The sequence below is a fragment of the Alicyclobacillus shizuokensis NBRC 103103 genome, from assembly GCF_001552255.1.
In the GTDB taxonomy this organism is placed as follows: domain Bacteria; phylum Bacillota; class Bacilli; order Alicyclobacillales; family Alicyclobacillaceae; genus Alicyclobacillus_G; species Alicyclobacillus_G shizuokensis.
On sequence record NZ_BCQV01000013.1, the window covers coordinates 15578 to 36202 of the forward strand.

Consider the following 20625-nt stretch of genomic DNA (forward strand, 5'->3'; position numbering starts at 1 on the left):
ATACTATATGTGGATATGAATGGACAGATGGCACAAGGCGGTCCCGGTTGGCGCCCAGACGTCGCTGGGGTCACGGGTGCACGTAGTTCAGCGGATTGGTCGGAACGGGCAAGCCGTCGCTGCCGACCAAATTCGTGGATACCTCGAAGTGCAGGTGCGGGCCGGTGGATTCGCCCTCGTCGCCGATGCTCGCAATCTGCTGGCCCGCGTGCACCGTCTGCCCAGGCGACACAAGAATTGACGAGGCCGTCATGTGGCCGTAGATCTCGTACAGATTGGGAGCCGACTGGACCACCACCCAGTTGCCGTATCCGCTCGCCGGACCGGCGTAACACACAGTGCCGCCGGTGGCCGCGACAATCGGCGCGCCATATGCACCAGGGATGTCGATTCCCGGATGAAAGTCCCGTACCCCGTTCAGTATACGATATCCATACCCGGAGCTGATGCTGTGACAACTGGGCACAGGCCACACCCAGCCGGAGCCCTGCGGAGCGGACGTTGCAGGCGCGGATGTGGAAGAATGGGCGGATGCGCCCGTCGGCGCCATCTGGGTGGTCGGCGAGGTGGACGACCGCGATGCCGCCTGTTCCTGCGCCTTCCGCTCTGCCTCCTCCTTCCGCTTTTGCTCCGCCTCCATCTTCTCAATCGTGGCAGTGATGACGGCCAGCGCCGACTGCTCGTCCTCTAAGTCCTGCTGCGCCGACACTTTGGAAGTGTGCACCTGCTGGAGGAGCTTTTGCTCCTGCGCCTCCTTGGTCTTCTGCTCCTGCTGTTTTTCCAGCAAGGCTTCATAGACTCGCTGCTGCGCCGATTGCTGCGCGCGCAGGTCTTCATTCTGGGCCTTCAGTTCTTCTTGACGGTCTTGAATTTGCGCCATCATCCGTTGGTTTTCCTCCGCAATCCCGGAGAGCAGCTGGAGACGGCTGATGAGTTCGGAGAAGCTGGTGGATTGAAACAGCACACTTAAATAACTGGTGTGGTCGGTCTCGTACATTACCTGCACGCGCTCTTTCAGCTGCTGGTATTGTTGCTTCAACTGCTTCTTGGTTTCGGCGATTTGACTCTCAAGTTCTTCTATCTGCTGATTCCGCTCCGCAAGGTCCTGCTGGAGACCCGCGATGTTCTCATGGAGTGAAGACAGCTGCTGTTCCACCTGGGCCAATTGCGCCCGAACGGCTCGCTCCTTGGCCGACAACTTGGCAATCTTGGCCTTTGTTTCCTGCTGTTTCTGGCTCAATCCGGCCGCTTTTTCCTTGGCGGCGGACAGGTCATCCGCTTGCACCACAGCCGGCCCGAGCAAAGCTGTGGTAATGGCAGCCGCGTTCCATATTGAGAGGTATCTACTGTGAGCCATCGCCGCGTACCCACCCTCCAGTCTAACTTGCCAGCGGACTAGCTGACGTTCCAATGACTTGGTTCGACACGCCTGTCCTTAGTTCGACGTGAACGGGTGGAATCCTGCCCGGTTCAAAAACGAAAACACCCAGGCGCGGACACATTTCCACGCCTGGGCGCAACACCAAGACGGCAACCACCGCCCTGGGAAACCTCGGTGGAATCCGAGGATTACATCATGCCGTCCATGTAATGTAGACCCCCATGAGCATGAATGAGGGCCAAAAAACCGCGCCACTAAAGGGTTTTTGATTTTGCTGACTCAGTCCGAATGAGCCATTTTGAGAAAAAACATGAGCAAAACATGAGCACTCACCCCAGTTGTGGGGCAAGGGTACTTCTATTATGAGCACCCCATGGGTGAGGGTGTGAGTTCAATTCACACCCCGATGAAGATGACCTAACCACCAGTTACCCCATCGCCCTGGGTGAGGGTGTAGGTTCAATCTACACCCCTTTCATAGGGTTGGGATTAAAGCCCGTCCCTTTGAACGCCATCATGAGCAAAATCCCTGCTGGCTGCTAAGGGTCTGCATTGAATACAGGCCCTTCTCGTCCTAGGGAGGGTTAAATTTGACCCCCCTTGCTTCAGCAGTCTGCATTGAATACAGGCCCTTCTCGTCCCCTCAAAACCCCTAATGTCAATTGAACTGACTTTTCCGTTAGACGAAGATGAAGTCATGCCCGTCAAATTGACGGGCATGAACATGAAGTCAACCGTCACTACCGACAAAAGTTCCTTCCACGGGCTAGGTTCAACCTAGACCGACGCAACACCCCGTGGACGCGCCTACCTATCTTCAAGGTATAAAACTATTGCCCCACATACAAAGGCGCCTTATAGGCGAAAATAAAGCGCTTACATTATGGTGCGGATACTTCTTATGGGAGAATGGAGGTCGGCTTGATTAGACGAAAAGGGTGTAGCTTTAACCGACACCCTGTTCTGGATACTGCCTAGGATTCATGACAGGTAACACACCCTTTTCGTCATCATCTAACCGTGATATAACGTCATGAAATGAGCCCGCGGCACCAGCCACGGGCAGAAAGGTGAATGAAGACATAGACCCGAAAGAGCGAGACCTGAGAGCGAAACTGGCGGACAAGCTGGATTCAGCCTGACAGCTAACGATTGCCTCAGCGAGGGCTCTAGGTCTCATCTCCCTCTTAGCTCCATTATACCCTTACTGACCCGTTGTGCACTCATTGCCGGTCGACTTCGCATAAATCCTCAGTGTATCCCGATAGCCTTCAAAATCGTCGATACGCGTGATGGTATATTCCTTCCCGTGAAAGCATATCCGCATAGTTTCATCAAGGTCATTCCGCCATGCTATCTCGAACATCGCATCTATCTGCACATTGACTGCGGCGGCCTCGTAAAACTCTGAAGCAGAAGTCTGCCGATAATAAGCCCACAAGGTCATTAGAGGTTCCCAGGTCTCTACCGGAAAACCATCGTCCGATGTGGACACCAATTTCAAAATCGTTATGCGCTTATCCCTCAAACGCTGTCGGGACAGATTCGTATTGCTTACGCGTTGCATCCCATCTCACCGCCTTCAGCATGCTCTCAAAAACTCTTCGTAGTGCTCAAACAGGCCGACATACGCGTCCAGCAAAGACGCCATGCCATCTATCCGCATCTTAGCCGCCTGGTTCTTCACTGGGACAATGTTCCCGTTCCGGTCGTATTGAACGCCGGTATTCGTCAGGCACCATTTGAGAATCGGGCTGTTGTTATAGACAACCTTTTTCGCCGCAAGGTCCGCGCCTAGCATCTGCATAGGCAGGCTGAGCGTTTTTGCACCCTGGATGCACCGCACCATCTTAAAGCCGTGCATCTCCATTTCTTCTACCCAGTATTTGGCAGAATAGGAATCATAGTATATCCACAGTGGGGTTATCTCGTAATCGTTCAGCATTTCGAGAAACCAGGCTGTTACGTCACCGTAGTTGATTGTATTGCCATTGCACAGTCGAAGCAGGCCGCGTTTATGCCACACGTCATAGGGAATCTTATCCAGCTTCACCCGAGTCTCGAAGTTGTCCCTGGGCAACCAGTACATTTGGTGGACATACCGCTTTTCCGTCTCGGGGTCCAGCATCAGCAAAGTCGCGCAGGTCAAGTCGTTCGTGATACTCAGGTCCGCGCCGCCAATGGCATAACAGCCCTTAAAGCGCTCAATATCGAAGGTCTCTTCGTTATTGATTGCGTCGAATGTCAGCCATGCGCGGGTTACGGTCTCCCGAATGTTGAAGTCCTTCGTGAGCAGGCCGGTTATCTCGTTCGGGTTGTTCTTCGCCCGCTCCACTTTCAGAACCAGGTCATCAACCTTCTTGATCGTCCCCAGGCCAGGGTTAGCCTTCTGCCACTTGTCCGGGTCCGTCCATTCCTCGCGGTCGTCCAGTTCATAAAGTACAGGTAAAAAACTGTCATCCTGAATCGTTCCGTCTGCAACTCCACAGGCGTAGGAATACATGTCATCGAAAATAGCTTCCCGCACCGTTCCCGCCGTGGTAATCATGATTAAAAGCGGTTGTCGACGCGCTCCCATTGCCTGGCGCATGACTTCGTACAGGTTACGGTCGGTAATCGAATGCAATTCGTCGATAATCACACAATGAGCGTTCAGGCCGTCTAGCGTATTCGAGTTTTTGCCCAGCGGTTGAAACTTACTGAATGTGGCCGGGAAGTATAGGTCACTCTTCCGCTTCTTCGTATGCCGGGATAGCTCGGGGCTCTGCTGAATCATGTGGTAGGTCTCATCAAACACAATCTTGGCCTGGTCGCGCTTTGATGCTACCGAATACACCTCAGCACCGGGCTCCCGGTCGGCAACCATCATGAATGCGGCGAGACCGGCAAGCAAGGTCGTCTTACCGTTCTTCCGTGCCACATAGAACATGGATTCCCGAAAGCGTCTCAGCCCTGTTTCTCGGTCGATGAACCCAAATAGGGCTGCGAGATAGGCCTTCTGAAATAATTCGAGCCGGACCGGTTTCCCCGCCCATTCGCCCTTGCTATGACGGCAGAACTTTTCGATGAACTCAATCGGGCGGTTTGCCTTAGTTTCGTCGAAAGCAAACTTCTCCGAGTGCTGAGTCTGTTGATATAGGGTTTCATAGACCTTCCCCACCCTCTTTGAGACCACAACCTCGCCGCGCTCAATAGCATGCCAATACTCTGCGATATGGTTCATTGCTGGATGAATTCGAGCAATTCGTCTTGCTTTTGTTTTCCATCGACGCGCGGCAGAAGGTCAATCAGTTGTTTGTAAAGCTGGCCATAGCGCTGAATCGTCGTGTTGTATGCCTTCAGCGCCGGGTGCTCCCTCAGGAATTCCTGCTTGCCCTGCTTGAACATCGAAACCGGGCCTTCCTCTTCAATCTGAGCTTTCAGGGTTTCGAGTGTCCGCGCCATGAAGACAAGCTCCTTGTAGAGACTGTTGGCAACTGCCTGCCGTTCCTGGGGGACCTCTTTCAGAAGGCGCTTAAGTTTTTTGAAGTCCGTGGAAATGTCGGTCATCTTTTTGGAACTCATCAAAATCCCTCCCATAATATGGAAATCAATGGAGAGGTTCAGTCAAGGCCCCGGGCGGTCATCCGAGCGAGCGCTCCATTTGCAGACCCGGGGGGTCTGAACTAAATTTCCATTCGTGTCAAACTTTAGTCCGTCCGCACAGATTGGCTGACTGCACATGTGCTCCGCATTATGACAGTCCTGACATAATGCTTCTAGATTATCCCAATTCAAAGTTATGGTTGGGTCGTCAATGTTTCCTGGCGTGAGATAGACCTTGTGATGAACAATCTTCGCCAGGCCGCCGCACCGCTCGCAAACGTAATGCTTGCTCTTCAGGTATGATTCCCGACAGCGCAACCAGGCTTGGCTATGGTAGAACGCACTCGCAAATTCCCTCATCCTAACTCATCGACCTACCGATATTTGTCAATGCAGTCAACAAGCTATCAATTGACTTGTCCAAGCGTGTGGTATTCGTGTCCTGAGGGAAATACCACAGTTGCAACAAAAACTTCGCTACCGTCTGCGCCAATGGATGAATCGGGTCGTCGGCATCCCAGCGTCGCCCAGTGGCAACCTCTACGTAGCTGGATATGGCGTTGAGTAGGTCCTCGATAATGGCATCGTTATCCGTGCCGTCTAACCTCAGCGCATCCCGCGCCTGCTCCATCGTCAGTAGCATCGAATCATCAACCCCTTTGCTAAGCAAGGGCATCCACAGTGTGGACACCCTCACCCAGCGCCGTTTGCTTAGGCCGTCGCTTCGCTCAGCTTCACAAACGCTTCACCGACAAGCGGCTTAGTATCGGCAATGGCCATCGCCCGATAATCAATCAACCCGCTCTTAAAGCTGGAATCCCTGGATACTTCCACCATGATGCCGTCCGGGATGTTATAGCCCATGTATTGGAAGTTCCCGAGAATGATTGTATTGTCCGGCATGTAGTCATCAACGATTACCGGTCGCCCGAGAATGAAGCCCACAGATTGGTTTTGCGCGTCATTGATAAACAGCGGGCGCCCGTTGCTGTCCTTCAAGGCATAGGCCGTGTTAAGCAACGTCGCATGGTTCATCACCCAGGCCGCGCCTGCGCTATATCCGCGCTTCAGCATGGCCAGCGCCTTGGTGTAGTCCTCCCAGGCTGGCACTCCACCAGAAGCCCAGGTGAAGGAATTCGAGGAATCCCATGTGACACCGTTGAGCACGCCCGTGCCTTGCCCTTGGCCCGTGCCGTTGACCAACGCATCGGCAATCGTCCCGAGCACGCAATTGGTCAATTCATCCACAACGTACCGCTCGAAGGCCGGGACAGACATTCGGCGAGCGGCGACAGACAGGCTAAACACCTTCAGAATCTCATAGGCTGCGAAACTCACATTGGAGACGTTCGCACTCTCGCTGTCCACCGCCGCGCCTTCCGAATGCCATGCTGCTTTGCTGCTTGGCGTTCCAATGGGCACAGACAGGTTCGCCGGGATATTGAATGCCCGGCAGGCTGAGATTACGCCGCCCATTGTCCGCGCCTTAGAGATAACCTCATTGAGCGTCTGAGTCGGCAAGACGGCGGCTGAGTTGCCGGTTGTATTGAAGCTATCCGCCCGCTTCTCCGCCTCCTGCATGGCCCGTGTAAACGCGCGGCTTTCAACCTCCGTGAGCTTCTGGCCCAGGAGATGCTTAAAGAAAGCGCTCCGATATTCCGCGCTGGCAAAAATATCGCCCTCAGGTTGTGGGCTTGCGTTGAAGCTCATCGACGCGCCAGGAACGGGCTGGAATTGGCCGCGTTGCTGCCCCGCGCGTTGCTCCAGATTGGCCTTAGCTTCTCGAAGCCCATCCAATTCGATGTTTAGAGCATTGACGTCCACAGTGGGGTCGGTGTCGACCAACTGCCGAATCTCAGCGGCCCTTTGTTCAATCTGCTCCAATGTAAAATTGCGATAATAGTTAAATGCTTCAGCGACGGTTTGGAATTTCATTACATTTCACCTCTCAGGAGAATCTGATTGATTTTGATTTTGAGTTGCTGTCGTTCAGGCGCCCTCAGCTTCGCCCAGCTTTCCTCAATCACACTCCGCGCTTCTACCGAAGTCTGCGGATAGGCAGGAAATGGAACAATAGAGACTTCATAGACCTTGGCGATACGCTTAATGGTCCGCGTGTTCGTCTTAGGGTCCCATTCGTCGCCGCCCTGGGGCACCGTAAACGCAAAGCTCATCCCGGACAAGTCGCCGCGTCCCACTGCCGTGTGAACGCTGCGCCCATCCTCGGTATTGGGCAAGCTGGCCCGCATCGTCAGCCCTGCCGGGTCAACGCTCAGGGTCAGCGTTTTAGGAGTCCGGGCCAGTGGTATGCGGTTCGTGTCGTGATTGTAGAGCAAGCGCACATCCGACAAGTCCGCTCCGTCCAACGCACCGGCCCGGATAATCTCCGTGAATTCGCCAAACGGTTCCTTAATCGTGGTCGGCTGGTCGTAGACAATCGGTCGGCCTTCTAAGATAAGCTCGTTATTGCCGTCGATATTGGTCGCTCGAATTTCGGCAATTCTAAATTCCTTCATTCGCGTTTCCCCCTTGTAGCTGATATTGGTCGGCCTTGTCCGCGTTTACCACGTTGAGCGTTTGCAAACGCCGGTCCCCGTCCTCCACAGAAGGCAAGTTGAGAATTTCCAACGCTTGGTTGACGGTAAACAAGCCAAGCGGCATCAACTCTTTAATCAGGGTCGCCTTCGTCGCCGCGCTCGCATATTGCAGGCGGTTGGATTCAAACAAAATGGCATTCCCAAAAGCCTGTTCCCGCTCCGTGAAAATCTTGTCCGTCATCTCCAAAGAGAGTTGAACAGCTAAGGGCTCAATCACACTCTCATAAAAGGCGGACCACTGTTCCTCCGTGAATGTGGCGTTCACAATGGCCTCGTTGATACCCAGATACTCATAAACCTTCGTCTTGACGGCCTGAAGTTGCTTCTCATCAATCGCCACAGGGTTCATTTGAAGCGGCTGAAACTCGGCCTTGCTATCCAGAACGGCAATCCCGCCATTGTTGGAAATATCCATGTAATCGGCAATGAAGGCATCCCGCTCTTCTTTGAGCTTGGCCGGGGCCAACGCCTGACTGAACCTCAGAATGCCCCTGAGCGTCGCGCTGGACGTGATTGCGTTCTCTAACGCCTTGCATTTGCGTGTTCGCCAGGTCAAGAGCCGGGAAAATGGCGCTGTTGTCGTCACCAAGCAGGTCATTTGAATTGAAATGCCTTCGTAGAATGAGCACATCCGAGAACGGCAGAATCACGCTTCTCGATTCCGCGAACATGAAGCGGCAATAGAGTGTTCCGGTCGGGTCCGTCACAAACTCCATATACTGCGGTCTCAAAGGCCATATGGCCTGAAGGTTCCCCCGCTCGTCCTTCTGCAAATACGCAAACGCGTTATTGAAAAGATAGTAATGTGTTACAAGTTTATACAGCCCATCATAGGCGGTCATATATGGGTTCCAGCGTGTCTGGAGAATTCGGTTTAATCCGTTGTCCCCAGGCTTGCGCTGACCTTGATTCGTGACAACATGAACGCCCCGCAGCTTGGCCGCGTTTCGGGCAATAGCATCCACAGCGGCGCGGTAAATGTCGCTGGCGTATGCGTCCCCCGAAAACGGGCTGAAATATGCAGTTGAAGCGCTTAGCACTTGTGCGCGTTCCGTGTCTTTTGGTTGTCTTATGCGCCCGAAAAGCCGGGCGAATAGTCCAGGCATTGGCTAACCCTCCCATTATTTAGAATACACTTTTTCCTAGCGAATGCAATCCTGATAGCATTTTGAATGTATGAGACTAAATTCCACAGGTGGTGATATTGACCCTAACTTCAAATGAGGGTCAGCGGTAACAGAGTAACAGGTACAGTAACAGGTCATTTGTTACCGAAAAATCCAGTCGTGGCGCGGGTTTTCGGGCTGCGGTAACAGGAGTAACAGGTTTTTTGAAACACATATATACATAGAGTTTTTTTTGCGTTGAAGAGTTAGCATTTTTCAGAAAACCGGTGACTTGAATTATAGGTATATGCTTTTACCTGTTACTCCTGTTACCCCATATAAAAAGGGGCTATAAACCCGCGTGGTTAAAGGATTTTTGCGGTAACAGGTCACCTGTTACTCTGCTGTTACTCCTGTTACCGCTACCCCTGATATTTCCATCTACAGGTAAATAAAAAGGACACCTAAAGGTGCCCCCCAGTGTGGACTAGTTTCCGAGCACTTCATCCTCAGTTTCGTCCGCGTTGAATTCTACACCTGCGGCCTTCATGTCGATGCATACGCATCTGCTCTTCTTTCCCCGAATCGACGTCAACTTTTTATTAGCACCGTCATTGCCGATGATTAGCCATCCCCGATTCCGCCAGGATTTTAAGATCCCCTCCGGTGAGAATCCGGCGTTGCTTATCATCTGCTCCCATATGTAACCAATGATTGCAATCTGGTTTTCATCAATTCTACCTAGTGTTTCGTGTCCAAGCGGGACGTGCGTTCCAACAGCGAAACAGTCGCTATTTGCCGTCACCCATCCGATTGTCGTGTCTAACGCTTGCTGCGGCCTGTCGTATTCCTTCAGCCCGCTAAGGATATCCAGCCATTCGCCATACATATGGGCAAAGTCGTAGATTCGCACGTTGAAGCATTCATCACACATCCGCCCAGCGACATCCAGCACTGCCATATGCTCAGCTAAACGCTCCGCCACCGCGCCTTGCCCCTTCGCCTGCTTTCTATACTCCGCCTTGGCTTGGCTGACTTCCTTGGCAATGACTTCTGCGCCCACGTCAGCTAGATAGGCTATCCAAGCCCTCGCGGCGTGCCCGTGGCTCTCTTCAATGGCCGATTTAATCCATTCCAGTGTTTCCGCCGTCGCTTCGCTTCGCTCTCCGAAAGGCGGGTTTTGTAGAACCAGGACACGCGCGGTCGCGCCCCCGGCTTTGCTGAGGCTCACAATCGGCTCTTCTCCCGTGGTCAATAGCACTGTCCGCCAGGTGTCCGCCTTCCGCGTCCCCTGCAAAGAGCCGCGCCCCTTGCCCATGTTCGTTGAGAATTGATAGATAAACTCGGGCAACAGGTCCTTTTTTGGCGCGGCGTTCGTCTCGTCGTAAAACATGGGCAAATGGTTCATCAGCCCTGCATACCGCTCGAAGGCCACACGCGTCGTATTCCACGACATGAGCATGCGGTCAGGGTGCCCATATAGGGACGCCGCCAGCTTCAGCACCGTGGTCTTTCCCTGGCGGGTCTCACCGGCAATGTCCACGGCAAACGAATCCGCGCCTATCATATGTAGCATGGGCGCTGCCAGGGCCGCGTATATGACTAGTTTGGCTGTCCCAAACGGGGCCAACTTCGTCAGGATTTCCGCCGTCCGGTCTGTCCCTGAAGCCCTAAGCGCTTCAGTCATCCGCTTCGCACCGTCATCCTCCGAACGAAACTCTATGTCTCCGCCAATGCACTCTTCGCCAATGAGGAAACCCGCGCCCGTGTCGCCAAACTTGTCACTGTATGTCAGCGTCGGAATAGCATCTCGGTTTGCAGCCTCGAAGGCGACAAGGTATGAGGACAACGCCCGCGCGGTCTCCGAGCCCACAGGTAGGCCCATGTCGGCAAGTTTAATCAGCTTACTAGAGTCGAAAAACACGCTCTGAGGGGCCGTCACGCCACCGCCGCGCCACTGCACGCTGAGCATGTATGTGTCCCCTCTGACATGCCGATAGCGGCCTGTAATCCACACCGGACATGTGCATACGCGTATTTTGACGTCCTCTTTCTTCCGCTTGACCAATTTGAACAGGCTCCCATTCTCGAAGAAAAACGGCTTAGGGATAACCATGCCCTCGGGCAATTCCTCAAACCTGTCACGCTGGCCGTACCAACTTTTCAAGTCTGCAATGGCCTTCTGAATGGTCCGTTCGCGGTAATCGTCGCGCTCCCACTTGTGTTCGCGATACAACCCGCTTCGCCGAAACAGGCGGTCAATCTGTTCAGGATCTTGCGAGAAGAATGCGAACATGTTGCAAAGCGCTTGGTCCGCTTCGCTTTGACTCTTGTAGTATTCTTCCCATCGTCCCTCAAATAGGTCCGCGAATTTGAACCCGTTTTTTGCCCCGTATGCCAAGCGCAGAATCGTGTCGTCGTCCATCGGCGGGCTTTTCGGTTCCACAGAAGCAGATTCCTTCTTCTCGCCACTGTCCAGGAATTCCCGATAGACTGCGTTTATCTCTTCCTGGCGCTCTTCAATCGTCGTCGGCGTCCCTTCCATGTGTTTACCCGTTACCGTGAAGAATCGCTTGCTGTCGTACATCTCTATGTTCCCGCGCCGGTGCCGTGTTCCCGGAAGTTGCGCACGGACAAAGATATGTACACCCTCACCGCTTGGGCTAAGCTCCGTATAGCTGTTCAGTCTTTCAACGATTGCCATAGCATCGTCCGTGAGCTTTCCATTTTGCGTACAGTGGTCTAAGTCCACGCCTGTATATGGGTCATCATCCGAGAAAACATAGCCGATGCCGTCATATTCCTTGCTCTTCAGCTTAAGCTCCGTCGCCGCGTTCCCGTAGGCCGTCCAAGTATTCGGGTCGTCTACGCTGGCCTTCTTACGTGTCCGGGCGTCATAGAGCACCTTTCTAGGCTTATCCTCGCCAGGCACGAGTTCGTATTTCCACAGAACCCATTGCTTGCGTTCTTTCAGTTCGTTCGGTATGCTCTCAAACATCATTTTCTCTCTGTATTCCCCCTTGATTTTCGGTTCGTAAATTGATACGTTGTTCATAGTAGTTTCACCTCGCTTCGAGCAGTCGTAGTTGAACCTCTCGCCGCACAGTTGTCATACGTCCAAGTTTTGGTATACTTGGGTTGTGGCTGAGGATTGCGCCGCCTCAGTCAAAGCTGCGTGTGGTCGTCTCCACGGAACGGCTCATTTTGAAGGCGCGGGCTTGCATAAGCCCAGGTTGGTTCATCTCCTTTCGTTCATTAAAGTGAAGTTTTCTGGCACCCCGCCGACAAGATAGTCAGCGGGGCACTTTCTTTTTTCGGCCTATCTGCGGCCTGCCTTCGCTTCTGCCAGTACGGTCTCTAACCAGCGCTGGATAGGCGCTCCTATCTCCCGTGTGGACGTGCTATACTGTTTGCGGGATGAATTTTTGTGGGAGTCTCCCCTGGCCGGGAGGCTCTTTTTTAATGCTCTGAACATGGCCGTTCCTCCTTTACGCGGCGTGCTGTCAGATATGAGATTCCGGTCCACGGGTCGGACGGTCGCAACCCGAACATTTTGCAGTACCTCCGCTTGGCGTCTCGCGAATTCTTGGCCCAAAGCCGTAACCAGTCACCGCCCGGCTTGCGCACCTCGTACAAGCTCAGCATCAGTCGTCCTCCTTGCTTTCTGAATGCCAGTCTTCATACCCATCCTCACGTCCAGCCTCATACCCATCCTCAAAACCTTCAGAGTGCCCGGCTTCAAATCCAGCCTCATACCCATCCTCAAAACCTTCAGAGTGCCCGGCTTCAAATCCAGCCTCATATCCCGCCGCAAAACCTTCAGAGTGCCCGGCTTCAAATCCCGCCTTATATCCCGCCGCAAAACCTTCCGAGCGCTTGGCCTCAAACTGTCGTTCCAGAATCTCATTCAGAATCCGCTCACGCTCTGTTGTCACTTTTCCATCCTCCTTCTGACGCATTTCAGGTTTCGTACTGGCCCATCCAGCGACGCGCAAAGCTCATCCATAAACCGGTCAATCTCGTCGCGTTTGAACAAATATTTCGTTCCGAGTCGGTAGAACGGCAATCCTCTAGGAATGAGCGTGTCCTCAATGGTTCTTTTTGACAGATTCAGGTATTTCGCCAACTCAGCAAATGTCAAAAAATACTTTTGTTTGGCCAGTTCATCCACGCGGGCCTGAATGGCCTGTTCGAGCATGGCTCGCACGGTCGCTTCGTCCACGTGGATATCAAGCATGCGGCTTCACCGCGTCCACGGTTTCACCGCGCAGCCACGCTTCAATTGCATCGCGGTGAAACATAACGCGCCTGCGAATCCGAACGTGTGGGATCTGTTTGTCCCGAACCATGTAGTAAATGGTCACAGGAGAGACGCCAAGCAACTCAGCCACTTCCTGCACCGACAGCGTGATTTTGTCCACAGTAAGTAGCACCTCCATTTCCTTGGTACAAGTAAACAATAGCACGTTCCCTAATTAATATCAAGCACACGAATTCAGTTTACTTGCTCATAATTAGTGGGTACTATAGAAAATAAAAAAGGCGGGAAACAGATGAACGATGATTTCATGGATGATTTAGACCTAGGGCCTGAGGATGTATCCGCGTCAGCGCGGCCTTTTGTTGACTCAGGACCTTTAGACGTAAAGGAATTCGGAAAATGGCTGAAGGCATTACGCGAAGAGCAGGGGCTAACGCTCACACAATTAGCAGATAAAGTCGGTTATTCAAATCCGTACCTATCTCAAATTGAAACCGGGAAAAAGAAAAATCCACCTTCGCCAGAACTCCTCGCGAAACTCGCTGAACATCTTGGCGTTCGGTATTCGGACATGCTCCGCATGGCCGGATATACGGACCTGGCGAAAGGAATAGCTCTGAAAGAAGCACAGTCGGATTTTTCTGATACAGCGGACGAATATCGGCTTCTAGAGCTAAAACAACAGGCTAGGCTGATTCAGGAGATTGCAGACCTGAAAACCTTCCTAAACCGCAAGGTTTCGCCATTCCCAAAATACAACGGGCATGTTCTCACTGAGCAGGACAAGAAACGGATATTGGATATGCTCGCCTTGCTCTTTCCACAGTATCAAGAGCCGCCGTCTGAGAGGAAATGATAAATGGCACGAGTATATAAACGAGGAAAAAAATGGGCCTATGTGGTCTACGCGGGCAAAAATCCAGTCACCGGGAAGGACAAGCAGATTACAAAGTCAGGCTTTTTGACCAAAAAGGACGCGCAGCTAGCGGCGGCAATCGTTGAGCGACAGCTTCACAATCGGGAATACCTTGAACCCTCGAACATCACCTTCGCTGACTTGTGTGGAGACTGGGAACGGCATTATCAGGCCCAGGGAGCTAAGGCAAGTAGCGTCAGGGCACGAAAAATCGCCCTAAAGCATGTCATCAATGCCATTGGACAAGTCCCAGTCCAACGGATAACGAAAAAAGCATACCAGGATATGATTGATAGCCTAGCCGACAGGTTCAGTCCAAACTACGTGTCCAGCATCCACACGTCCGCGCACATGGTCTTTACCTACGCCCAGGAAACTGGGCTTATCCGAGACGTGCCGAGTGCTGGGGTACGCCTGCCTAAAAGGCGCATGACGGTTGAAGATATTGAACAGGAAAGCGCCCTGCCGGACAAGTTTCTCGAACGGGAAGAGCTAGAGGAATTTCTGTTAGTCGCCAAACGGGAAGGGCTAGAGGGAGACTTATTGGCCTTCACCATGCTGGCCTACACCGGCCTGCGCATTGGCGAATTGGCAGCGCTGAAATGGTCGGACATTGATTTCGACAATCTCACCCTGAGAGTGGCACGCACCTACTTTAATCCGACAAACAGCACTAAAAAATTCCAAGTTCTACCGCCGAAAACGAAAAGCTCAATCCGTACCATTCCCATAGACCCGGTTTTGGTGCCCTTGCTTCGGGCACATCAGCGTGAGCAAGAACAACTGAAAAAGTCACCCTTCTACCAGGACCAAGGCTTCATTTTCACCACGAATGAAGGGTACCCGAAAACCATCAAGCACTTTCACGTCCGGTTAAAGCGCCTGTTGAAAAAGACAAGCATCACGAAAAACATCACACCGCACTCGTTCCGGCACACCCATACGTCATTGCTGATTGAGGCGAACGTGCATATCAAGGAGATTCAGGAACGCCTGGGCCACTCCGATATACAGACCACAATGGACATCTACGCCCACATGACCAAAAACATAAAAAGAGACGCCGCGCAGAAGTTTGGCGACTTCATGCGGGACGTCTCTGATAAACTGCTCTAAAACATGAGCAAAAGCATGAGCATTTTCAATGCCCGGCCCTTAAAAACCCTTGTGTATCAAGGATTTTGGGCTTTTCTTACATCATGCCGTCCATGCCGCCCATACCGCCGCCGGCCGGGTTGGCCTTCTCCTTCTCCGGCTTGTCGGCAACCACCGCCTCGGTGGTCAGGAACATGGCCGCCACACTGGCCGCGTTCTGCAGGGCAGAGCGCGTAACCTTGGCCGGATCGACAATACCAGCCTGAATCATGTCGACCCACTCGCCGGTCGCGGCGTTGTAGCCAATACCGACCGCTTCCTTCTTCAGACGCTCGACGACGACGGAACCCTCGATACCCGCGTTCTCGGCAATCTGCCGGACTGGGGCTTCCAGCGCCTTGCGGACCAGGTTGACGCCGGTCAGCTCGTCGCCCTCCGCCTTCAGGCTCTCCAGCGCCTTGATGGCGTTGATCAGAGCCGTGCCGCCGCCCGGGACAATGCCCTCCTCGACCGCTGCGCGGGTCGCGTTCAGGGCGTCCTCGATGCGCAGCTTCTTCTCCTTCAACTCCGTCTCGGTCGCCGCGCCGACCTTGATGACGGCGACGCCGCCGGCCAGCTTCGCCAAGCGCTCCTGCAGTTTCTCGCGGTCGAAATCGGACGTGGTCTCCTCAATCTGCACCTTGATCTGCTGGATGCGGGCATCGATTTCCTTCTTCTCGCCCGCCCCGTCGACGATGATGGTGTTCTCCTTGCTGACGCGCACCTGGCGAGCGCGGCCGAGTTGATCAATCGTGGTGTTCTTCAGCTCAAGGCCGAGTTCTTCGGAAATCACCTGGCCGCCGGTCAGGGTGGCGATGTCGCCGAGCATCGCCTTGCGGCGATCACCAAAGCCCGGGGCCTTGACCGCCACCGCGGTGAACGTGCCGCGCAGACGGTTGACAACCAAGGTCGCCAGCGCCTCGCCCTCGACATCCTCCGCCACAATCAGCAGCGGACGGCTGGACTGGACGACGCGCTCAAGCACCGGCAGGATCTCCTGGATGTTGCCGATCTTCTTGTCGGTAATGAGGATGTACGGGTCTTCCAGAACGGCTTCCATCTTGTCCGTATCCGTGACCATGTACGGGGAAATGTAGCCACGGTCAAACTGCATACCTTCGACGACTTCCAGTTCGGTGGTGAAGCCCTTCGACTCCTCGACCGTGACGACGCCGTCGTTGCCGACCTTCTCCATGGCGTCCGCAATCAGCGCGCCAATCTCCTCATCGCCTGCCGAAATGGCGGCCACCTGAGCGGTGTTCTCGCGGCCTTCGACCTTCTTGGAGATGCGACGGATCTCCTCGACGGAAGCGTTGACCGCCTTCTCAATGCCCTTGCGCAGGACCATCGGATTGGCTCCCGCCGCCACGTTCTTCAGTCCTTCGCGCACCATCGCTTGCGCCAAGACGGTGGCAGTGGTGGTGCCGTCGCCCGCAACGTCGTTGGTCTTGGTGGCGACCTCTTTCACCAACTGGGCGCCCATGTTCTCGTACGGATCTTCCAGCTCAATCTCCTTGGCGATGGTCACACCGTCATTGGTGATGAGCGGCGATCCGAACTTTTTCTCGAGCACCACATTGCGGCCCTTCGGGCCGAGCGTGACTTTCACTGTATCCGCCAGCACGTCGACACCGCGCAGCATGGCGCGACGGGCTTCTTCACTGAACTTGAGCTCCTTTGCCATTCGGAAAACCCTCCTGTTTGCCTATGTAAGTATCAGCCAACGCCGCTTACTTCTGTACGACAGCCAGGATGTCGCTCTCACGCAAGATGAGCAGTTCTTCGTTGTCCACCTTGACCTCGGTGCCAGCGTACTTCGAGTAAATGACGCGGTCGCCGACCTTAACCTCCAGCTCAACCCGCTTCCCGTCCTCGACTCGACCCGGGCCGACGGCGATGATTTCGCCTTCCTGCGGCTTCTCCTTGGCGGTGTCGGGCAGCACAATGCCGCTCGCGGTCTTCTCTTCCCGCTCCAGCGGGCGCACCACGACGCGATCTGCGAGTGGTTGAAGCATGTAAAACCCTCCTCGATAGTGTCATGAAGGATGCTGCGACCGGCACCCCCGTTGTGGACGAGTGGGCAGACGGGCCGGCCACATTATTAGCACTCAAGACGCACGAGTGCTAACGCCACTGATTATATTAAAGGGTCTTCACGGGGATTGCAAGCGAAGAAAAGCGAAGAAAATCGTGGGTATCCATACGGACAGGACCTGCGGGCAGCTAAGCCCCGACCTCGCGTACCAACGCGGTCGGCGTGAAGCCCACTGCCCCCCCACGTGCCCATTGCGGGCACGCCGACCTACTCGCGCAGGTACGGCGCCACCTTGTCGATCATCTCCTGCAGCGTCTTGGCCATCTCGGCGTACAGTTGCTTGGCCTCTTCGCTTTGCGTCTGGAGCGAGAACAATTCGATATCCGCCTGCATCTTTTTCAGGTTGGCGAGCACCAGCGGTTTTGCCTTCACTTGTGGCTGGGCCACCGAATCGTGGTAAAGGTCCACTACCAGATTGCCGGCCGAGTCGAACTGGGCTACGGCCACGTCACTGAAGTTGTTGGCGCCTTGTTTGCGGATCTCCGCCAGCAGCCAGTCTTTGCTGTAGCCCATGTGATGCAGGGTTTTCTCCAGCACTTTCCCATTGCGGATAACCATCTGGGGCAACGCTTGCGGTGACTTGATCATGCCGATGTCGCGCGGGGTCAATGGGTTCAGGTCGGGCTTTTTCATGACGCTCACCTTGCCGTTGTTCTCAAAGACGGCATATTCCACGTCGGATACGTCGAAGATGTCCTTTTCCCGCAACAGCAGCAGCATCTCCTCCTGAGAGAGGTTACTGCGTTTGAGGTTTTGTTCTTGTACCTGCCCGTTTTGTATCAAAACCAGCGGCTTGCCGTCCAGCAACACGCCCAGCTTGTACCATTTGCGCTGAACCACCGCGAGGAGAATCGTCAGCGCCGTCCAGACGACCAGGCTGATGATAGCGTGTTCAATCTTGGTGTCATCCAGGGAGAAGCTGGCAGCGATGTTGCCGATGGTGATGCCCGCGACATAATCGAAAAACGTGAGTTGTGCAATTTGGCGTTTGCCCATAAGGCGGGCGAGAAGGAACAGGACGATGAACGCAACGATGGATTGGACGGCGACTTCAACAACCTGTGGCATGGCTTCTCCCCCGTACGCGGACCAATTTCGCTAATAGTGTGTCCGAGCACGGAAGAAAAGATGAGGCCACACCGCTTATCGGCGACTCTCGCGCAAGCGCCCGTTACGGCAACGCTTGCTCGGCCGCCCCGGCGCGTCGGGCCTTGCGGCGCTCCACCAACCGCGAGAGAAGGATGCTGGCCTCGTACAGCGCAATCATCGGCAGCACCACCGACAGATGAGAAACCAACTCCGGCGGACTGATGAGCACGCCGATGACCGAGCAGACAAAATAGGCGTACCTGCGGATGCGGCGCAGAAACCGAGGACTAATGACGCCGATGCGGGTGAGGAACACGACCACAATCGGAAGTTCAAAGATGAACCCAAAGGGCAGACAGATGTCGGTGACAAATCCGAAATACGCCTGAGCCCGCAGCTGAACATTGAAATTGGCCTCGCTCAGGTGGATGAGGAAATGGAATATGGTGGGAAAAATCAAAAACCAGGCGAACAATACCCCAAGCACAAACATGATGAGCGCCGCCGGCAACAGACGCAGAGTGTACCGTCGCTCCGTGGGCGTGAGCCCCGGGGCGACAAACCGCCAAATGTGATACAGCGCAAACGGCAGCGTCAGCCCGACGGCGACAAGAATGCTGATGAGGAAGTAAACCGTAATCACCTCGCCCGGCGAGATGACCATCAGCCGCAGCCCCGCCTCAGCCACCGGCCGGGTGAGGTAGCGATAAATATAAGAAATGAATATCAGGCTGGCCGCAAACATCACGGCCAGCGTCACTAAAATATAGATTAGGCGCCTGCGCAGGTCGGCCAGGTGTTCGACAAACGTCATCTTTTGCAAGGTGAAAGCCTCCGGGGCTCGTACTCTCGCCGTCGTGACACACCGCTCACCGTATCCCTCGCCTATTGGCGCGGCTGCCTGTCCCCGCCAGCATCGAGCGTGTCGTCCTCCGACTCCTGAAGTTCTATGGGCTCAACGTTCCCTGCCGCGCCGTGGGCCTCCCCGTCCTTGTTGGACGCGGACGGCCTGCCCTTGCCTTTCGCGTCTTCTTTGCCTTCCTGAAACCCTTCCGCCAGGCCGCTGGTGGCGTTGCGAAACTCGCGCAGCGAACGCCCAAAGGCACGGCCAATCTCCGGCAATTTGCTGGGGCCGAATATGAGCAAAAGGGCGACCAGAATGATGACCAGCCCCGACCAACCGATGTTGGACAGCATACCGTCTCACCTCCGAGCGCCCGAAGCGCCCGACATTCTGCCCAAGACTCCATCAGAGACAGCATTCACCCCCATCATACACGGGCAACAGAAGCCCAGCAAGGCGAAGCCACCTCGTCCGGGCGCAGGCTGGGCCGCGCGCGGACGCCGAAGGAGAGGCAGCACGCTCAGCAGAACCCTCAGTGGGAGAACACGCCCTGGCTTGGCGGTCCCGATAGTCCGTGCCGCGCCATTTTCCGCAGCAATGTGGAATGGCTCAGCCCCAGCGCCGCCGCAGCCTGCCGGATGCTGGCCGCGGACGCCAGAGCCTCCATCAAGACCTGTTTTTCAGCCCTAGCCATCGCCTCCTGGAAAGAGCGCACCCCCCCACCACCGCCGGCCTGCTGGCTGGCCTCGGTGTGCGCCGGGCCGCAAGCGCCCGCTACCGCTCCCGGGGTCACCCCGGGCTCCGCGGCTGGGGAGCTTGAAGGCAACACGGCCGCCACATCCTCCGCGCCGATCCGCTCGCCATCCATGGTGACACAGAGCCTCTCCATGACGTTGCGCAACTCGCGGACGTTGCCGGGCCACGGGTACGCCACCAGGAGGCGCTCCGCCGCTCGCGACAGCCGCCGAACCAGGCCATAGGCTTGACAGAATTCGGCCAGGAACGCGTGGCAAAGCGGCACAATGTCGGCCGGGCGATGCCTCAGGGGCGGCACCCGCAGGTGCACGACCTGCAGCCGATAGTACAGGTCTTCGCGAAATCGCCCCTGCTCGACCAACGCACGCAAATCTCGGTTGGTGCAGGCGACCACCCGCACGTCCACCGCCTTCGACCAACTCCCGCCTACCCGCCGGATCTCCCGCTCCTGCAGGACGCGCAGGAGTTTGGCCTGGATGGACGGCGAAAGCTCACCGACCTCGTCCAGCAACAGGGTGCCTTGATTGGCCAGTTCAAAGAGTCCCGTATGGCCCTCGCGTTTGGCGCCCGTAAAAGCGCCCCGTTCATATCCGAACAATTCCGACTCAAACAGTTGCTCTGGAATCGACGCACAGTTCACCTTAACGAAAGGCTGGTTCCGCCGCGCACTGTGCTCGTGCACATAGTCGGCCAGCACTTCCTTGCCGCTCCCGGTTTCCCCCTCAATCAAGAGGGTGGTCGGAAACGCGGCCACTTTGCGCGCCAGTTTCAGCAACGCACGCATCTCTTCACTCTCCGCGACCGGCTCCATCCCCTGTATTCCCCTTTCCTGTACGCAGTGTGCCGCGCCTGCGGTCGCCG

General features: G+C 55.1%; 21 protein-coding genes and 1 pseudogene. 2 read left to right on the forward strand and 20 right to left on the reverse strand.

Annotated elements, in window-relative coordinates:
• Positions 1–70 precede the first annotated feature (70 nt).
• The 14 genes and pseudogenes from ASH01S_RS06570 to ASH01S_RS06630 all read right to left on the reverse strand — a co-directional run bounded on the left by ASH01S_RS06570 (position 71) and on the right by ASH01S_RS06630 (position 13090).
• Entirely contained in the window at positions 71–1357 is a 1287-nt protein-coding gene (locus tag ASH01S_RS06570; protein WP_067925431.1) for a murein hydrolase activator EnvC family protein, read from the reverse strand.
• 1228 nt (positions 1358–2585) lie between these two features.
• On the reverse strand, positions 2586–2948 hold the full coding sequence (locus ASH01S_RS06575; RefSeq protein ID WP_067925434.1) for a phage head closure protein: 363 nt from the start codon (positions 2946–2948) through the stop codon (positions 2586–2588).
• A 15-nt stretch (positions 2949–2963) separates the two neighbouring features.
• Positions 2964–4604 (reverse strand): terminase large subunit, encoded by a 1641-nt coding sequence (locus tag ASH01S_RS06580; RefSeq protein WP_067925437.1) that lies wholly within the window; start codon positions 4602–4604, stop codon positions 2964–2966.
• Positions 4601–4945 carry a hypothetical protein gene (locus ASH01S_RS06585; RefSeq protein ID WP_245628960.1) on the reverse strand — a complete coding sequence of 115 codons (345 nt, stop codon included), beginning with the start codon at positions 4943–4945 and terminating at the stop codon, positions 4601–4603. The genes ASH01S_RS06580 and ASH01S_RS06585 overlap by 4 nt, the downstream gene beginning before the upstream one ends.
• A gap of 42 nt (positions 4946–4987) precedes the next feature.
• Positions 4988–5326 (reverse strand): HNH endonuclease, encoded by a 339-nt coding sequence (locus ASH01S_RS17865; RefSeq protein WP_083516880.1) that lies wholly within the window; start codon positions 5324–5326, stop codon positions 4988–4990.
• A gap of 1 nt (position 5327) precedes the next feature.
• The gene (locus ASH01S_RS06590; RefSeq protein WP_067925721.1) at positions 5328–5609 is read right to left on the reverse strand and encodes a head-tail connector protein; all 282 of its coding nucleotides are present in this window, start codon (positions 5607–5609) and stop codon (positions 5328–5330) included.
• Positions 5610–5677: 68 nt separating this feature from the next.
• Complete coding sequence (locus ASH01S_RS06595) at positions 5678–6901, reverse strand: phage major capsid protein (protein ID WP_067925443.1); 1224 nt, start codon at positions 6899–6901, stop codon at positions 5678–5680.
• Positions 6901–7482 carry an HK97 family phage prohead protease gene (locus tag ASH01S_RS06600; RefSeq protein WP_067925445.1) on the reverse strand — a complete coding sequence of 194 codons (582 nt, stop codon included), beginning with the start codon at positions 7480–7482 and terminating at the stop codon, positions 6901–6903. Before ASH01S_RS06600 ends, ASH01S_RS06595 begins: the two co-directional genes overlap by 1 nt.
• Positions 7469–8149 carry a phage portal protein gene (locus tag ASH01S_RS19490; RefSeq protein WP_281178203.1) on the reverse strand — a complete coding sequence of 227 codons (681 nt, stop codon included), beginning with the start codon at positions 8147–8149 and terminating at the stop codon, positions 7469–7471. Before ASH01S_RS19490 ends, ASH01S_RS06600 begins: the two co-directional genes overlap by 14 nt.
• Before the next feature lie 55 nt (positions 8150–8204).
• Positions 8205–8669 (reverse strand): annotated as a pseudogene (locus ASH01S_RS19495) (phage portal protein); the annotation flags it as partial.
• A 487-nt stretch (positions 8670–9156) separates the two neighbouring features.
• Positions 9157–11724, reverse strand: coding sequence for a phage NrS-1 polymerase family protein (locus ASH01S_RS06610; RefSeq protein ID WP_067925448.1), 2568 nt, complete (start codon positions 11722–11724; stop codon positions 9157–9159).
• A 589-nt stretch (positions 11725–12313) separates the two neighbouring features.
• Entirely contained in the window at positions 12314–12628 is a 315-nt protein-coding gene (locus ASH01S_RS06620) for a FliH/SctL family protein (RefSeq protein WP_169794192.1), read from the reverse strand.
• On the reverse strand, positions 12601–12906 hold the full coding sequence (locus ASH01S_RS06625; RefSeq protein WP_067925457.1) for an excisionase family DNA-binding protein: 306 nt from the start codon (positions 12904–12906) through the stop codon (positions 12601–12603). The genes ASH01S_RS06620 and ASH01S_RS06625 overlap by 28 nt, the downstream gene beginning before the upstream one ends.
• A complete protein-coding gene (locus ASH01S_RS06630) occupies positions 12899–13090 on the reverse strand; it encodes a helix-turn-helix domain-containing protein (protein ID WP_067925460.1) in 192 nt (63 codons plus the stop codon). Before ASH01S_RS06630 ends, ASH01S_RS06625 begins: the two co-directional genes overlap by 8 nt.
• A 132-nt stretch (positions 13091–13222) precedes the next feature.
• Between ASH01S_RS06630 and ASH01S_RS06635 the strand changes: the two genes are divergently transcribed.
• Both ASH01S_RS06635 and ASH01S_RS06640 read left to right on the forward strand, forming a co-directional pair.
• Entirely contained in the window at positions 13223–13786 is a 564-nt protein-coding gene (locus tag ASH01S_RS06635; protein WP_067925463.1) for a helix-turn-helix domain-containing protein, read from the forward strand.
• Between the two features lie 3 nt (positions 13787–13789).
• Positions 13790–14962: a site-specific integrase gene (locus ASH01S_RS06640; RefSeq protein ID WP_067925466.1), complete on the forward strand. Its 1173-nt coding sequence runs from the start codon at positions 13790–13792 to the stop codon at positions 14960–14962.
• Between the two features lie 76 nt (positions 14963–15038).
• Here ASH01S_RS06640 and groL read toward each other — a convergent pair whose 3' ends face one another.
• The 6 genes from groL to ASH01S_RS06670 form a co-directional block, all read right to left on the reverse strand.
• Positions 15039–16664 carry a chaperonin GroEL gene (gene groL, locus ASH01S_RS06645; protein WP_067925469.1) on the reverse strand — a complete coding sequence of 542 codons (1626 nt, stop codon included), beginning with the start codon at positions 16662–16664 and terminating at the stop codon, positions 15039–15041.
• 46 nt (positions 16665–16710) lie between these two features.
• Positions 16711–16995 (reverse strand): co-chaperone GroES, encoded by a 285-nt coding sequence (groES, locus tag ASH01S_RS06650; RefSeq protein ID WP_067925472.1) that lies wholly within the window; start codon positions 16993–16995, stop codon positions 16711–16713.
• A gap of 287 nt (positions 16996–17282) precedes the next feature.
• On the reverse strand, positions 17283–18143 hold the full coding sequence (locus tag ASH01S_RS06655) for a DUF421 domain-containing protein (protein ID WP_067925475.1): 861 nt from the start codon (positions 18141–18143) through the stop codon (positions 17283–17285).
• Between the two features lie 103 nt (positions 18144–18246).
• The gene (gene tatC / locus ASH01S_RS06660; protein ID WP_067925724.1) at positions 18247–18978 is read right to left on the reverse strand and encodes a twin-arginine translocase subunit TatC; all 732 of its coding nucleotides are present in this window, start codon (positions 18976–18978) and stop codon (positions 18247–18249) included.
• Between the two features lie 71 nt (positions 18979–19049).
• Positions 19050–19361, reverse strand: coding sequence for a twin-arginine translocase TatA/TatE family subunit (tatA, locus tag ASH01S_RS17870; protein WP_083516881.1), 312 nt, complete (start codon positions 19359–19361; stop codon positions 19050–19052).
• 179 nt (positions 19362–19540) lie between these two features.
• On the reverse strand, positions 19541–20575 hold the full coding sequence (locus ASH01S_RS06670; RefSeq protein ID WP_067925478.1) for a sigma-54 interaction domain-containing protein: 1035 nt from the start codon (positions 20573–20575) through the stop codon (positions 19541–19543).
• Between the last annotated feature and the right edge of the window lie 50 nt (positions 20576–20625).